General features: G+C 45.3%; 17 protein-coding genes and 1 riboswitch. All 17 genes read right to left on the bottom strand.

Features of this window, described 5'->3' with window-relative positions:
• Positions 1-286: 286 nt before the first annotated feature.
• Positions 287-1177, bottom strand: coding sequence for a site-specific tyrosine recombinase XerD (gene xerD / locus EDC14_RS16755; protein ID WP_132015457.1), 891 nt, complete (start codon positions 1175-1177; stop codon positions 287-289).
• 153 nt (positions 1178-1330) lie between these two features.
• Positions 1331-1960 carry a stage II sporulation protein M gene (gene spoIIM / locus EDC14_RS16760; RefSeq protein WP_207930755.1) on the bottom strand — a complete coding sequence of 210 codons (630 nt, stop codon included), beginning with the start codon at positions 1958-1960 and terminating at the stop codon, positions 1331-1333.
• Between the two features lie 147 nt (positions 1961-2107).
• Complete coding sequence (locus EDC14_RS16765; RefSeq protein WP_132015459.1) at positions 2108-2779, bottom strand: hypothetical protein; 672 nt, start codon at positions 2777-2779, stop codon at positions 2108-2110.
• Positions 2780-2898: 119 nt separating this feature from the next.
• Positions 2899-3441: an NUDIX domain-containing protein gene (locus tag EDC14_RS16770; RefSeq protein ID WP_132015460.1), complete on the bottom strand. Its 543-nt coding sequence runs from the start codon at positions 3439-3441 to the stop codon at positions 2899-2901.
• On the bottom strand, positions 3434-4555 hold the full coding sequence (locus EDC14_RS16775; RefSeq protein WP_132015461.1) for a DUF3866 family protein: 1122 nt from the start codon (positions 4553-4555) through the stop codon (positions 3434-3436). The genes EDC14_RS16770 and EDC14_RS16775 overlap by 8 nt, the downstream gene beginning before the upstream one ends.
• 44 nt (positions 4556-4599) lie before the next feature.
• Positions 4600-4953, bottom strand: coding sequence for a hypothetical protein (locus EDC14_RS16780; protein WP_132015462.1), 354 nt, complete (start codon positions 4951-4953; stop codon positions 4600-4602).
• The gene (gene scpB, locus EDC14_RS16785) at positions 4937-5518 is read right to left on the bottom strand and encodes an SMC-Scp complex subunit ScpB (protein ID WP_132015463.1); all 582 of its coding nucleotides are present in this window, start codon (positions 5516-5518) and stop codon (positions 4937-4939) included. The genes EDC14_RS16780 and scpB overlap by 17 nt, the downstream gene beginning before the upstream one ends.
• Positions 5515-6261, bottom strand: a complete 747-nt coding sequence (locus tag EDC14_RS16790) for a segregation and condensation protein A (RefSeq protein ID WP_165908082.1) — start codon at positions 6259-6261, stop codon at positions 5515-5517. Before EDC14_RS16790 ends, scpB begins: the two co-directional genes overlap by 4 nt.
• A 9-nt stretch (positions 6262-6270) precedes the next feature.
• Positions 6271-6795 (bottom strand): HDIG domain-containing metalloprotein, encoded by a 525-nt coding sequence (locus tag EDC14_RS16795; protein WP_132015465.1) that lies wholly within the window; start codon positions 6793-6795, stop codon positions 6271-6273.
• 238 nt (positions 6796-7033) lie between these two features.
• Complete coding sequence (locus tag EDC14_RS16800) at positions 7034-8704, bottom strand: nucleoside kinase (protein WP_132015466.1); 1671 nt, start codon at positions 8702-8704, stop codon at positions 7034-7036.
• Between the two features lie 177 nt (positions 8705-8881).
• On the bottom strand, positions 8882-9268 hold the full coding sequence (locus tag EDC14_RS16805) for a response regulator (protein ID WP_132015467.1): 387 nt from the start codon (positions 9266-9268) through the stop codon (positions 8882-8884).
• A 145-nt stretch (positions 9269-9413) separates the two neighbouring features.
• A complete protein-coding gene (locus EDC14_RS16810; RefSeq protein WP_132015468.1) occupies positions 9414-9593 on the bottom strand; it encodes a Flp family type IVb pilin in 180 nt (59 codons plus the stop codon).
• 159 nt (positions 9594-9752) lie between these two features.
• Positions 9753-10412: a response regulator gene (locus tag EDC14_RS16815; protein WP_243662974.1), complete on the bottom strand. Its 660-nt coding sequence runs from the start codon at positions 10410-10412 to the stop codon at positions 9753-9755.
• 23 nt (positions 10413-10435) lie between these two features.
• Complete coding sequence (locus EDC14_RS16820; protein ID WP_132015469.1) at positions 10436-11587, bottom strand: sensor histidine kinase; 1152 nt, start codon at positions 11585-11587, stop codon at positions 10436-10438.
• Between the two features lie 176 nt (positions 11588-11763).
• Complete coding sequence (gene metK / locus EDC14_RS16825; protein WP_132015470.1) at positions 11764-12942, bottom strand: methionine adenosyltransferase; 1179 nt, start codon at positions 12940-12942, stop codon at positions 11764-11766.
• A 61-nt stretch (positions 12943-13003) separates the two neighbouring features.
• A riboswitch (SAM riboswitch) is annotated at positions 13004-13109 on the bottom strand.
• Between the two features lie 70 nt (positions 13110-13179).
• Positions 13180-13497, bottom strand: coding sequence for a thioredoxin (gene trxA, locus EDC14_RS16830; RefSeq protein ID WP_132015471.1), 318 nt, complete (start codon positions 13495-13497; stop codon positions 13180-13182).
• A gap of 128 nt (positions 13498-13625) precedes the next feature.
• Entirely contained in the window at positions 13626-15044 is a 1419-nt protein-coding gene (pyk, locus tag EDC14_RS16835; RefSeq protein WP_132015472.1) for a pyruvate kinase, read from the bottom strand.
• Positions 15045-15076 lie beyond the last annotated feature (32 nt).

Below are 15076 nucleotides of genomic sequence, written 5' to 3' on the forward strand. Positions count from 1 at the left end.
AGCGAGCTCGCTCAGTGACTCGGCAAGCTCTTTTTGTGGGTAAGTAAGCTTGTTTTGTGAATGGGAGAGCTCGCTCAGTCGTTCAGCAAGCTCTTTTTGTGGATGAGTAATCTATTTCCGTGGATAAACGGGCTCGCCCCCTTCCGAGACCCTATATTGATTGCGAAGGGAATGTTATGGTAATTTGAAATTCTCTGACCTGGTTATCGCCCTTGCCGGACAAATCAATAAAAAAGACCCGGAGTATTGGGCAACCCGGGTCTTTTTTGATTTATAAAGAGAGCGATTACTTAGCGCGCGGGTGGGCCTTCTCGTAGACTTCCTTGATGCGGTCTTTAGTCAGATGGGTGTAGACCTGAGTGGTGGAAATATCGGCATGGCCCAGCATCTCCTGGACCGAACGCAGATCGGCCCCGTTTTCCAATAGGTGCGTGGCAAAAGAATGGCGCAAGGTATGCGGAGTAATCTCGATTGCGATATCCAAATTTTCGGCGTATTTTTTGATGATTTTCCAGAAACCCTGGCGGGTTAGGCCTTTGCCGTGATGATTCAGGAACAGGGTGTCCTCATAGGGACTGGAGGCCAAAAACTTCCGGGCATGCTCCAGATAGATCTTCACATATTTGGTGGCGACGGAGCCCAATGGAACGATCCGTTCCTTTGAACCCTTGCCGAAGCAGCGAATATAACTCATTTCCAGATTGAGATCGTTGATTTTCAGCGAAACCAGTTCCGAAACCCGCAATCCGGTGGCATATAGTACTTCCAGCATCGCCCGGTCCCGGACGCCCACCGGATTCTTCAGATCCGGCTGTTCCAGCAAATGTTCGACGTCTTGAACCGAGAGCACACGCGGCAGGCGTTTTTCCTGCTTGGGCGCATCCAAATTGATCGTGGGATCGCGCTCAATCATCCCTTCACGCGCCAAAAAATGATAATATGATTTAATCGCCGCCAGATTCCGGGAAAGAGTCGCTGTGGCCTTACCACGGGCTTGAAGCAGTAATAAGTAGCCGATGACCGTGGCCTGGGTGGTCGCTTGAAGATCGAGATTCTTCTTCTCTTTCAGATAACTCAAAAACTGCCGCAGATCCCGACCGTAAGATTCCAGGGTGTTCTTGGCTAAACCGCGTTCCACAGACAAATAGTTGAGGTAATCTTGGAGGCTGTCTTGCAATAGTGTCAACTCCTTTTGTAAACTTTCAAGATGTTTTAGATTTCGACAGATTCCGAGACATCTCCTTTTTTTAAACGACAGGAAAAATTTCCAGTTATGTCAGGGCGGTTTTGCCACCCTCCCAGGTCCGATACCCGGCGTCATGTTTTCATATCAAATGATCCTGCCCACCCAAGTGGTGATGAAAGGCGTAACATAGCCCTGGACAAAGCCACCCAGGACCATCAACAAGATTACAATGAGCGTAATAACGGCGCAGCGGATCATCTCTTCGCCGATGGCGATCTGCTTTTTGGTGAAGCGGATCTTGGTCAGCGCCGCGGCGCAATCCATGATGGCCACCACCATAATCAGTAACGCCGGTAAGACGATGATATTATGGGGTAAGATGCCGGTGAGCGTCAGCAAGATCCCTTTATATCCCATTGTTTGAAATAAAAAACCAGTACTGAAACCGAGAATAAAACCTCTGGCAAAAATCAAAAGCAACGCCAAAGGCACCCCGATCACACTGATTCCCATGAAAAAAAGAAAAAAAACGGTTTGCAGGTTCGAGACAACCGTTTGCCGGGCATAGATATTGCTCTGTAAAAAGTCCTCCCCATGCAGCCCCTGGTTTACAAACCGGACCAATTCACGTTGCTGATCCTTCTCCAATACGCTTGCGGCTATCACTCCAAAGGCTATCCCCATCGATAACAGGATTAAAACCAGCGCGACCAAGAAGATGCGATCTCTGATATAATCTTGGATTATTTGGCGCAATCGTAATGTTAAAAGCATCATCTTCCCCCCTTGTCCATTGTTAAAATTTTATGGTCAAGTAGGAGAATATATGATTGTCTTTTGCGAGATTCAGGCTGCGGATCGTTCTTGTCCCAACTGGGCCAACGGCAAAAAAACCGGCCTTTTACGCTACCATCGCTTCAGTCAAGCAGGATTTAAAAAGCCGCTCTGTATCACCGCCTGGGTCAGATATTGCGCGGCCAGCACATCCTCCAGCGAATTGGCGCTGGCAGCAACGATTGTAATGCCGCAATCCAATTTCCGCGCTGTTTCGATGGCGCGCTCGATCCCGACTTTGGCCGGTTCGCAACCTTTTTTGAGTGGAGTTCTGACCACTGTCGCGGTCAGGACCGCCGGCGCTCCGTTATTATAGGCCGCGTCAAAAGCGACTCCGCCGGTGTCCGAGATGAATAATACGACTTTACCGGTAAAAACGGCAAATTTTCCGATCTCCGTGCCGATATTGGGGATGATCGAGCCCACTTCCGCGCCGGATCGTGCCACACCAGCCAGAGCGGCTTCGGCCCGTTTGGCCCGCTCGCTATCCTCGCCATAACGCGGCTCGGCCACCACGATCAGTTGCGTTTTGTATTTCAAAGCGGTCTTCCCCGCCAAATACCCGATCCGATCAGGATTGATATTCAACGGAACCTTGCATCCGGTCGGAGCCGCGCCAAAAACAGCAATGGCTCCACTCTCCAGCGCCACTTCCGTGCTGGTCGACATATCAATAATATCCACAATAACTACCGCGTCGCCGCGCCGGGCACCTTCCACCGCTCCGGAGGCATTGAACGTCAAATGAACGGTCTGCAATTGATCACCTTTTTGACATGGATTGAGTCATTGATTATCTTCCGAATGGATATTTCCGCTAAATACGCCTGATAATCTATATTCAAAGCAGTCCAATATATGCTGGGTATCGATGAATATCACCATAAGTTGCGCCGTTCGACATAAGACAGGGCAACCACTGTTTTGGCGTCGACAATCGCCGCAGTATCCAAATGTTGCAACACTTCTTCCTTGGTCATCGTAACGGTCGCCAAAAACTCGTCTGGATCCGGCTCTCTCCGGAAGGGCCGCAATTGTTTGGCCAGGAACAAATGGATAACCTCGTTGGTAAATCCAGGAGTGGTCCAAATGGAGGATAAATAAATCAATTCGCCCGGCTCGTAACCGATCTCTTCCGAAAGCTCGCGCCGTGCGCAAGTCTCCGGTTCTTCCCCCGCATCGAGTTTGCCGGCGGGAATCTCTAAAATGATTTGACCGGTGGGGTAGCGGAATTGTTTCACCATAACAATTCGGCCATCATCGAGCAGAGGGACGACAGCTGCCGCCCCGGGATGAAGCAGGTATTCCCGATTGGCAATCTTGCCGTTGGGCAGCCGCACTTGGTCACGGTGCAAATCGAGAAAGCTGCCATGGTGAATCGTATTCTTGGAAACCGTGGTTTCCTTCAAATTTTCAGCCATGATTCTCCATCTCCAATTTGGCTAAGGTATCTAACTGGTTCAGCGCGGCTCTGGCAGCCAACATGCCGGCTGTCACTGAAGTCTGAAAGAACCAGGGATCTTCATTCGCCGTCCGCCCCATGGTTTTGACATAAATCTGGTGCTCGGCCAATAATTGGGCGGCCGGAGGATCGTCCAGCGCGTACCAACGGTGACGCTGTTCCAGTTTTTTTAAAATCACTGCTGCGGTAATCTCTTCAATCAAGTCCGCGGGAAGCCGGTTGGATAGTCCCACCAAAGCTGGCTGATTGGCCAGGTCCAAGACGGTAAGGGAATGATGGCTCAATCCGTGATGACGCTCCCGGCGGTCAGCCGTGCTGACCCGGGGAGCCAATATCGGGATGCCTTGCAGGCGGCTGGTGAGGTCGATGATCCAGGATTGCTCAATTCCGCTGAATCCCAAGGCCGTACCCGTGCCGACAATCCCCGGACCCAATCCGCAAATGACCAGATCGGCCGAGAGAACCTCGACGGCCGCGACTAGTGCGGAAGGAATACTGACCGCTTCGAGATCGCCCCCAAAGGCATGCCCGGTAGTTATGGTAGCCTGAAGCAATTCTTTTGCCTTCAATTCCCGGACCAATTGACTCAAAGCAACCGGAAGGGCGGCACCGTCGGTCATGATGTAAACGATTCGAGGCTTTCTCGGAAAATAGCTGCGAAAACCGAGGATGATCCCCGGAAGCATGCTATGGAGAGAAGCGGCGACCACCGGAACGCCCCGCAACGAAGTAGCGTTCTCCAGCGCCTCATGAAAAGGGCTAGCCTCCTCTTCTACCGCCAAAACCGGAAACTGCCACGGAGTATAACGTAGTTTCATGATATGTCCCGCCGGCGCTTCGGCCGGAACGTCGGACTCCCCGGCAGGTAATACGAAATGACGACCGCCCGTCCCCAAACCGAGCTTCACCGCACTGGTGTTAAGGAATACTTCCTCGCCCGGTTGGAGTTTCCGCTGAAAACAAGGGTAATGATAAGCACGTTGAAGCTGGCCGTCTATTTCCACCAGTAATTCCTGGAGATCGGGACTTTGAAACAGAACTTCGACAACTCTGCCTTTTGCGGTTTCAAACATACCCATTCCTCTTTTGCCGATACATGCGATTCATCTATGAAAACTCAGAAGCAATGCCGGCGATGGCTGCGGTATTTTCTCAAATATTGCGAAGGTTGGACATTCGGAAGCGAAAGGGTATTCGCGCTTGCCATGCGATAGCTTTCCAGCTCCGTTTCCAACGCAGCGATTTTTGCTTGGGCTTGCTCAAAACGTAAATCGTCATCGCTTTTCCACAGTAAAACAAACCCCCAGCCGATAATGAGAAACGTGACCAAAAACGCCAATGGTTCAAACAGATCGAACTTCAAATACCAAAAAATCGAAACGATCCCTACGATCAAGAGTGATAAACCGAAGTAATAATTATTATCCCGACTTAATTCGATCTTAAAATACCGCTTAAGAAATTCGCGCATTTTTATTTACCTCCGTTTTTACGGTGAATTCCAGTTCGCCCGTTCCCACCCCGACCCAATCCGGAATCTTCGGAAGCTCATCCAGATGGTTGAGGCCAAAATACCTTAAAAATTGTTTGGTCGTTCGGTATAAAATGGGCCGGCCCGGAGCTTCCTTCCGCCCGGCCTCTTCAATCAGATTTTTATCGACCAACGTGGCGATGGAACTTTCGACGCTCACTCCGCGCAATGCCTCGATCTCCGCTTTGGCAATTGGCTGCTTGTAGGCAACAATGGCCAAAGTTTCAATGGCCGCGGGTGAAAGCCCGACATTGCGCGGGGTTTTCTGCAACTTTTCCAGATAGGGGGAACACTCCGGGTGAGTATAGAATTGATAACCGTTGGCGACTTCAATGATCTGAATCCCTTTTTTGGCATGCTGATAATCAGCCATTAAGTCCCCAAGCAATTGTTTCACAGTATGTTCGTTGATCTCGACAATCTCGGCGATTGTTTTAAGTTGAATGGGCTCTGAAGAAGCAAAAATCAACGCTTCAATGACAGCACGCGCCATAGTTAAATTCATTGCGTATTCATCACCTTCTCGGGAAGGGATAATCGAATGTCGCTAAAAAGAGCCTCTTGAAAAACCACGATCTGCTTCAGACGAATCAACTCCAAGACGGCCAAAAAGCAGGTTATGAGGCCAATTTTACTCCTAATCTCCGCAAATACTTGTTTAAAATAGACCCGGCCTTCATTTTGAATGAGAGCCAATATTTCATTCATTCGTTGTTTAACGGAAACTTCCTGCTTAGGAATGGTATCAAAATCCTTGGTGAATTGACTTTCGATAATTGCCTTAAAAGCTTCCATCAGGTCCCAAATCGAAAGGTTCTTGATGGGATCGGCCTCGGGAGCCAATTTTTGATCGGCAAATTCCCCTCCTGAGCGCGGATATATCTGCAATTGTTCGCTTTCAAGTGTAATCAGGCTGCGAGTGGCTTCCTTAATCTTTTTATACTCGATTAATTTTTGAGCCAATTCCCAACGCGGATCTTCTTCGGCGGCATCCGCTTCAGTTGTGGCGGCAGACTGACTCTGCGGTAATAGAAGCTTGGCCTTGATCTGCATCAAGGTCGCTGCCATGACTAAAAAATCACCTACGGTCTCCAAATTCAACATCTGAATCGTTTGGAGGTATTCCAGATATTTTTCGGTAATCAAAGCGATCGGAATGTTATAAATATCGATCTCATCTTTCTCGATCAAATGCAATAAAAGATCGAGCGGCCCTTGAAAAATATCCAATTGAATTTGATAATCCATCGGCATTCCTTAATTTTGATCATCGGCGGTTTGCAATTTTGTCAAATCAGGATTTTGATTGAGCCTCGGCGGATCATGATGACGTCGAATCAACTCAGCCACTGCCGGATCGAAACCGGCCCGGAGCGTCAAGTGCGCACCCCGAACCGGGTGAATCAAGTCGATATAACATCCGTAGCGCACCCTCCCCCAGAAACGCCGGTCCAACTGAGCCATCGCCAATTTGCCCCGATAAATCGGTACCAACCGTCGGATTAAAGCCACCAGGATACGGGTGAGTAAGTTGAAATCATCCGCCATTTTCCCAACATCATGCAATAATGCAGCTTGAATTACGTGAGAAGACGGTTGAGCTTCCCTTTTCGAGTCGGCTATGATTGTTTGAGCAACAGCAAGGGAATGAAACTGATCGATCTTTCCCATTTGAAAAAAGAGAGTTTTACCCGCTTCATTCAAATAACCGTCGATTAATTGATAATCGTCGAGAGAGAACGTTCCGATCCAGGACTTTAAAATCCGTTTCACTATCATCATTCAATCCGCTTTAACCGCTTTCATGGCAAAGCCGCCTCTTCCATTAAACATGCGTTCGGAACTATAACTACAATGCCACCATAAACTAACGATTGTTCCTAACGTTAGTTCCTAAAAAATCACAGGTCAAAAATAAAGATCCGAAATACCGGATCATCAAACTGTACTTATAGTTCGCTTCATTTTAACACTAATTCACAATTGAAGTCAAGAAAAGCAGGTGACTCCAAGGCCTCAACTATTTCGCAAAGCAGCTGTTTCCAATAAACTCCCGTAACAGGGAGTTAAGTGGTATCTCTCCGCCTTCCAAGGGTAAAAAGTAACTCAAGAATTTTAGTAAACGCTTTGCTTCCGAATATTCGGGTACATCGGGCGCAATTTTTTCAAGTAACGGCGTAGCAAAGTTTTTTAGAACAGCCAACTCATAGATGAGCGCGGAATTAAACATTATATCCGCTTCTTCCTGGTAAGGAAAGATATATTGTTCCTCGCCGCGCCGGACCATGGGCCACAATCCGATAGTAGTTAATGCATCATGACCACGAAATTGGTGATCGCGTACGATCCGGCGGATTATCCGATTGTCCGTAGTCGGGATCCGATTATGGTCATCGATGTTTAATTGCGTCAGTGCGCTGATATATATCTTAAACTTATTGTCTTTAGGAATTTCACAAGTCAGTTTATCGTTCAGGCCATGAATTCCTTCGATGATGATTGGCTGGTCTTTGCCGATCTGAACGGGTTGCGGCCTAACTTCTCGAACTCCCCTTTGAAAATTGTATACCGGAAGGTTGACCGAAAAACCGTGAATCAAGGAAGTAAGAACCTCGTTGAACAGTTTCAGATCGATTGCGGCCAAAGATTCATAATCCGGTAAGCCATTGGGGCCTATTGGAGTGTGTTGACGTTCAACAAAGAAATCATCGATCGATATTGAAATGGGCTTAAGCCCGTTGACACGAAGCTGCACGGAGAGTCTTTGCGCAAAAGTAGTTTTACCGGAAGAAGAGGGGCCTGCTATCAAAATCAGACGAATTCTTTCACGGTCCGCAGTGATCATATCGGCGATCTGGGCAATTTTTTTCTCATGCAAGGCCTCGGCAATCCGAATCAACTCTCCTCCTTTGCCATTGGCAATCTGGAGATTTAATTCACCTACATCACTTACTTCTAAAATTCGGCCCCATTTTTCGAACTCGTAAAAAACACGAGCCAGTTTTCGTTGTTCGATAAATTCAGGAACTTCCCAAGGAAAGCTCATACCCGGAAAAAGCAAAATGAAACCAGGAAGATAGTATTTTAATTCAAACTTTCTCAAGAAACCGGTAGATGGAACCATATAGCCATAAAAATAATCCGTATAGCCACCGCAATGGTATAAATTCACATCCGATTTATCGCGAAATTGCAACAACCGCACTTTATCCAATTGTCCATTGGCTTTGAACAACTTTACAGCAGTGGGTAATGGGACTGTCTCCTTAGTGATCGGCAAATCTTCCTTAATGATTTCCTGCATGCGCTCGGCGATCCGTAGTCGATCATGTTCGGTGAAAGGATGATGATCGGCAAAATCAAGTTCACCGTAAATTCCTTTACTTAACGAGTGTTCCAAACGAACTTTGCAATTGGGAAAAAGCTCTGAAGCTGCCTTCACCAGCACCAAAGATAAACTACGCGAATAAATACGTATGCCATCCTCAACCGATAAATCAATCGGAATGAGCCTTCCGCCGCATTGGGGCCGGTAGTTTAATTCATGAAGCTCATTATTTATTTTAGCGGCAACAATTGGAGAGCCATAAGCCAGCTGAAGCTCAGCAAAAATTTGCTGAAGGGAGGTACCTTTCTCATAGCTCACGCTTCTTCCATCCGGCAAGATAAAACTCATTCGCGGTCCATTCATTAATATGCCTCCAAAACTGTCTTCTGACAGTTACTTTATGCAGCTGAAAATTGGAATAAGACGATTCCCAATTTGAACTGAGGTTATAATATATGAACGCTTGATGCGGGAATATTGTTCCTTTGATCTGCCTGGGAGGGATAGAAGCGAATTCAATCAGAGGGCAAATTATGAGTTTTATCTCGACTTCTTTGAAAGATACACTCGCCGGACGGCCTGAGTCAAGGCTTCAATACTGGGAGGTTTAATTAAATACTCGGATGCGCCTGCGGCTTTCGCTTGACGGATGTATTCCTGTTCAGCCTGAACTGATAGCATAATAATTGCTGTTTGCGGAAGTTCAATAGTCATCTGTTCGGTGGTCTGAATTCCATTCATAACCGGCATATTAATATCCATCAAAACGATGTCAGGTAACAGTACTTTAGCGAATCGGAGAGCTTCTTCTCCATTACTGGCAGTTCCGACAACCTGAATGTCCTCCTCTAGTTCCAGAAGTCGTTGTAAATTATTACAGGTTTCCCAAGTATCGTCAACAACCATAATTCGAATTTTCGCGGTCAACCACTTCACCTGCCAAAACTGTGATGGTTATCTTGTTCTCGCCTTTCCAAACTTCCAAAACCTCTGCAACATCAACAGCTTAGAATAGTAAAGACTTTACCTGCTTGGGGTAAAGTCTTTTTCAAGAAGTTTGGAAAAATAACGTTTAACCGTTCAAAATAAAGCTTGGAGAACTCAAATTGCTACCAGTATTGTTGAAAATACCATTTAACCCACCATTTACAGCCACAAAAGCGCCAATGACTACCATTACGATTAACGCGATGATTAAGCCGTATTCAACCACTCCCTGTCCTAATTCCTCTTTAAAAAGTCGTTTTAACATGGATTTCACTCCTTTTTAAATCAGACATTTCCCGAACTGCCTAATCATTGCATAGTAATAGTAACTTAAGTTCTCTTCCATAAACACTATATCATGGATCAATAAAAGCATATATCCGCCAAACGAATTATTTTTTCAAGTCTTGTCAGGACTTTAGTCCTACTCGTTGATGAGCCCTTTCCGATATGCATAAACCGCAACTTGGGTCCGATCCTCAAGGGCCATCTTTTTTAAAATACTGCTCACATGGTTTTTAACCGTTTTTTCACTAATAAACAATTTCTCAGCGATGTCTTTATTACTATTTCCACTCGCTATATATGAAACAATTTCTAATTCTCGTTGGGTTAATCCAAAATCCTCGGGTAGAGTATTTGTTTTCTCTTCATTCATAAGCTGCCGAAATTCATGCAACAGTTTAGTTAAAAGGCAAGGCTGAATAAATGCATCTCCCTTAGCAACGGTTCGAATTGCTTCATATAATGTATCGGGATCAATATCTTTAAGAACGTAGCCTAAGGCACCAGCTTTAATTATCTTTGAAACATGATTTTGGTCGTTATCGATTGTCAATGCCAAAACATGGATATCAGGAAATTTTATTTTTAGTTCGCCAGTTAATTCGATACCGTTCTTTCCGGGTAGATTCAAATCCATTAGAACAACATCCGGTTTCAAATCAGCCACTTTATCAAGCACGTCATTTCCATTTTGAGCTTCGCCGGCCACTACGAGATCATTTTCTAAACTGATTAACTGGCATAACCCCTGGCGAACTAGCGAATGATCATCGACAATCATTACTTTTATCATTGGCATCTATGCCCTTTCTATCATAATCACTATTCAATTGGAACCGAGGCAAGTATAGTGGTTCCTTGATTTGGCGCAGATTGAATGAGCAATTTACCATTAAGCAATTCCAAGCGTTCCTTCATGCTCAACAGTCCATAACTCTCTTTGCCTGAAACTTCATTCAGAATTTTCTGGTAATCGAATCCCACGCCATTATCAATAATCCTGACGGTGATTTCTTCGGGCAAAAAATCAATCATCGTTTTAATTTGGGTTGCATGAGAATGTTTATGAGCATTATTAATTCCTTCTTGAACCAACCGAAATAAAGCAATTTCATAACTATTCGGCAAACGTTTTTCCTCGCCATGAATTTCGAGATGAATGACAGTAGTTTCAGTTTCCCTTGCTTGGATCTCCTCAAGAAAACGTCGCAGAGTCGGTACAAGACCTAAATCATCTAAAGTCATCGGACGCAAATTAAATATGATTCGCCGTACTTCTTGAAGGCTTTCTCTGACGATTAATTTAAGTTGGTGCAATTCTTCATGAATCGCCGCCCGATCAGATTTTAATAATTTCTCACATAACTCAGCTCGTAAAACCACATTGGCCATTGCTTGTGCCGGTCCGTCATGGATCTCTCTAGCAACTCGTTTACGCTCCGCTTCTTGAGCTAAAATAATACGTCCACCGATCAATTGCTTTTGTTGCAAACCGCCCATTTGTTGACTGAATTCGGCTAGATTACCACTTAAAAAAGTCAATGCAATGTCAACCTTCGAAACTAGCTCTTCTGCCTTAACTGACATTTCACTAATTTTTGCAATTGAACGGGCTAATTCGTCACGTTTTAACCGCAAACCTTTTTCTTTTTCTTTCTCAACAGCTACTTTAATTTGAAATTCTTGTGCTTGCAAATACGCCTTTTTGATGTCTTCTTCCGAATAGTGGGTAAAGTCACGGCTCACATCCATTAAATGAATACGGGCCTTTTTATAATTTGCTTCTAACCGGTCTACTGTTTCAATAACACGTCCGACTTCCTCGCATACCTGTTCAAAATCCGATTGCATTCTTTTTTGAACACTTTTCGCGCTTTCAGCAATGTCGAAAAGACTCGCTTTACTTACCTCTATGGCAGCGACTGTCTCTTTGATAATTTTGTCAACCATGCTGAAATCAATAATTTCCGGCATTCAAACACCCCTTAGGGTCTATTAGTAAAACATTCGGCATTGTTAAAAAATAACTTTATACCTTTAGATTCTATATTTCTCGAATAGCCGAATAAAAAAAGCCGGGCTTGCCGGCTATCCATGCATTTATTATCGCTTATATTGCCACCTTTGACCCATCCTACACGTCAAAAGTTTTATTTAAGAAATGCCACTTTGTCCAATTTTTCCCAAGGAAGATCCAAATCATTCCGACCGAAGTGTCCATAAGCAGCCACTTGCCGATAAAGCGGTCTACGCAATTCTAAATTACGAATAATCGCCGCAGGGCGTAGATCAATATATTTCTTTATTAATTCAACGATCTCCATATCGGGAATAACTCCGGTGCCAAACGTATCCACCATGATAGATACCGGTTTGGCAACTCCGATGGCATAAGAAACTTGAATCTCACATCGTTTGGCAAGCCCCGCGGCTACAATATTCTTTGCGGCATAGCGCGCGGCATATGCAGCAGACCGGTCCACTTTGGTAGGATCTTTTCCGGAAAATGCTCCGCCGCCATGGCGAGCGGCCCCGCCGTAAGTATCTACAATAATTTTGCGACCAGTTAAGCCTGAATCTCCTTGCGGTCCTCCCACGACAAATCTACCGGTTGGGTTAATATAATATTTAGTACGTTCATCAATTAAATGACCGGGGATTACAGGTAATACTACTTTTTCGATGATCTCTTTTTCAATCTGGTCGTGCATAATGCTTGGATCATGTTGTGTTGAGATAATAACCGTATCTACCCGTACCGGGATATTATTTTCGTACTCTACAGTAACTTGACTTTTTCCATCCGGACGTAAATAATCCAATTCATTTGCTTTACGAACTGCCGCTAAACGGCGCGTCAATTGATGCGCCAGTGATATTGGCATGGGCATATACTCAGGAGTTTCGTCACAGGCGAAACCGAAGACCATTCCTTGATCGCCAGCTCCGGTTGCCTCGATTTCTTGCTCGCTCATTTCACCTTGTTTCGCTTCCAAGGCTTTATCAACACCTAAAGCGATATCAGGTGACTGTTCATCAATTGATGTAAGGACTGCACAAGTTTCACTGTCAAAACCAAATTTAGCGCGGGTGTATCCGATTTCGCGGATAGTTTGACGCGCAATTTTGGGAATGTCCACATAACAATTAGTGGTAATTTCCCCCATCACCAAAACTAACCCAGTAGTTACAGCAGTTTCACAAGCGACTCTGGCATTCGGATCTTGGCTGATTATCGCGTCTAATACAGCATCGGAAATTTGATCACAAATTTTATCCGGATGCCCCTCCGTTACCGACTCAGAGGTAAATAAATGTTTTTTAGTCATTGGCAGCAACTCCTTTATCCTTACTAAAAAATAAACCCTTCCACTTTGGAAGGGAAAGACAGGCTCATCTTCCCAGAACTTCCTCCGGGGGGAATTAGCACCCTGCGGAATAACCCCGGGTTGCTGGGTATCATCGGGCCCTATCCCTCCACCTCTCTTGATGAGTATAAAATTAATAGAAATAACTCGTAAGCATTATATCGAAAACTAGAAACCTTGTCAAACTTTATCTGAATTTCAGGCTAAATGCTTGGTAATTTCTGCCACAAGTTCTCGTTTTTGACGGAATCCTACTAATCTTAGCACCGGATTACCCTTAACAAACAGACAAAGCGTCGGGATACTCATTACAGCAAATTGTCCTGCTAACTCCTGATTTTCGTCAACATTGATTTTCCCGACCTGAATTTTACCCTCAAATTCTGCCGCAATCTCTTCAACAATTGGCGCTACCATGCGGCAGGGACCACACCAAGGTGCCCAAAAATCAACGAGTACCGGTAATTGGGATTCCATGACAGTATTTTGAAAATTATTCTGATCAATAGTGATCATAACGTTCACCTCTGTTAAAGTTCCCTCGTCGAGAAACCAAACTCTCGCTAAAGATGACGAAGGTGCAAATATGTTCAAGAGTGCAAGAATGACTCTGCGCCATTATGGCGTACTAAAAGTTTAACCAATTATTCGACATATAGAACTTGTAATAAATTGGTGGAACCAGGAATTCCAGTACGTACTCCAGCGGTAATGACCACCAAATCCTTACTTCGAATGAATCCGGTCTTTTTAGCTGCTTCAATGCTAACATCAAGCATCTCGTCAATATCATTGGCGGGGGGAACAATTACCGGGAACACGCCCCAAGATAAAGCTAGTTGTTGAGCTATTCGCAGCGAAGGCGTAACAGCCACAATCGGTGCCTGAGGACGATATTTCGAAACCGTTCGGGCGGTACTCCCCGATTGAGTTGAACTAATGATTGCCGCTGCTTTTAGATCTAATGCGGTTTGACAGGTCGCATGGCTTATGGCGTCACTGACAGTTGGAAAAGAACTAACCTTCTTTTTAGCGAGAATATCTTCAAATTTCAAAGAATTCTCAATACTCTTAGCGACTCGGGACATGATCTCAACCGCAGTAACCGGATATTTTCCTACGGCAGTTTCAGCGGAAAGCATAATTGCGTCTGTTCCATCCAGGATTGCGTGGGCGATATCCGTCACTTCAGCCCGGGTCGGCCGAGGGTTTCGAATCATTGACTCCAGCATCTCCGTGGCAGTAATCACAGGTTTCCCTGCTGCATTGCAAATTTCAATTAAAAACTTTTGAATCAGCGGAACCTCTTCGGGAGGTACTTCCGTGCCTAAATCGCCCCGAGCCACCATAATGCCATCACATGCTTGTAAAATCTCCTCACTATTGCGGAAGCCTTCTTCATTTTCAATTTTAGCGATGATCAGTTGATCTCCGCCAAGTTCATTAACGAGTGCGCGGATTTCCGCCAGATGCTCCGCTTTTCGGGCAAACGACACCGCAATAAAATCGACTTTTTGCTGGATGACGAATTCTATGTCGGAACGATCTTTTTCCATTAAAGCCGGGAGATTGACGGATACTCCGGGAAGGGTTACTCCCTTTTTTGAGGATAATTCACCGCCATTCAAGACTTCGCATTTCAGTTCATGTCCTTCAGCTCCAATAACCGAAAGTTGTATCATTCCATCCGCTAAAAAGATGGTGCCGCCAATCTTAACATCCTTAATTAAGGTTGGGTAGTCTACATAAATGTATTCGGGATTCCCGTCTTTTTTGGGATCAACGGTCAAATGAACTTGAGTTCCTTCGACGAGCTGAATCGGACCAGGATTAATTTTTCCGGTTCGGATCTTTGGTCCCTGAATGTCGGCTAAGATACCGATCGGGGTTCCTAATTTAGCTGCAATTTCTCGGACCAGCTTAATTCGTTCCGCATGTTCATCATAAGAGCCATGGGAGAAATTTAAGCGGGCAATATTCATGCCGGCTTTGATCAATTTCTCCAGAACAACCGGATTGGTGCTCGCTGGACCCAAAGTACAAATGATTTTAGTTTTTTTCAAGAGGATCCCTCCTAAATACCGGCCAATCATGT

The organism is Hydrogenispora ethanolica, assembly GCF_004340685.1.
Taxonomy (GTDB): domain Bacteria; phylum Bacillota; class UBA4882; order UBA8346; family UBA8346; genus Hydrogenispora; species Hydrogenispora ethanolica.

Coding starts and splice junctions, on each gene's coding strand:
- spoIIM (WP_207930755.1), bottom strand. CDS start 1,960: ATGCTTTTAACATTACGATTGCGCCAAATAATCCAAGATTATATCAGA.
- EDC14_RS16770 (WP_132015460.1), bottom strand. CDS start 3,441: ATGGCTGAAAATTTGAAGGAAACCACGGTTTCCAAGAATACGATTCAC.
- EDC14_RS16775 (WP_132015461.1), bottom strand. CDS start 4,555: ATGTTTGAAACCGCAAAAGGCAGAGTTGTCGAAGTTCTGTTTCAAAGT.
- EDC14_RS16780 (WP_132015462.1), bottom strand. CDS start 4,953: ATGCGCGAATTTCTTAAGCGGTATTTTAAGATCGAATTAAGTCGGGAT.
- scpB (WP_132015463.1), bottom strand. CDS start 5,518: ATGAATTTAACTATGGCGCGTGCTGTCATTGAAGCGTTGATTTTTGCT.
- EDC14_RS16790 (WP_165908082.1), bottom strand. CDS start 6,261: ATGGATTATCAAATTCAATTGGATATTTTTCAAGGGCCGCTCGATCTT.
- EDC14_RS16795 (WP_132015465.1), bottom strand. CDS start 6,795: ATGATGATAGTGAAACGGATTTTAAAGTCCTGGATCGGAACGTTCTCT.
- EDC14_RS16800 (WP_132015466.1), bottom strand. CDS start 8,704: ATGAATGGACCGCGAATGAGTTTTATCTTGCCGGATGGAAGAAGCGTG.
- EDC14_RS16810 (WP_132015468.1), bottom strand. CDS start 9,593: ATGTTAAAACGACTTTTTAAAGAGGAATTAGGACAGGGAGTGGTTGAA.
- EDC14_RS16815 (WP_243662974.1), bottom strand. CDS start 10,412: ATGCCAATGATAAAAGTAATGATTGTCGATGATCATTCGCTAGTTCGC.
- EDC14_RS16820 (WP_132015469.1), bottom strand. CDS start 11,587: ATGCCGGAAATTATTGATTTCAGCATGGTTGACAAAATTATCAAAGAG.
- metK (WP_132015470.1), bottom strand. CDS start 12,942: ATGACTAAAAAACATTTATTTACCTCTGAGTCGGTAACGGAGGGGCAT.
- trxA (WP_132015471.1), bottom strand. CDS start 13,497: ATGATCACTATTGATCAGAATAATTTTCAAAATACTGTCATGGAATCC.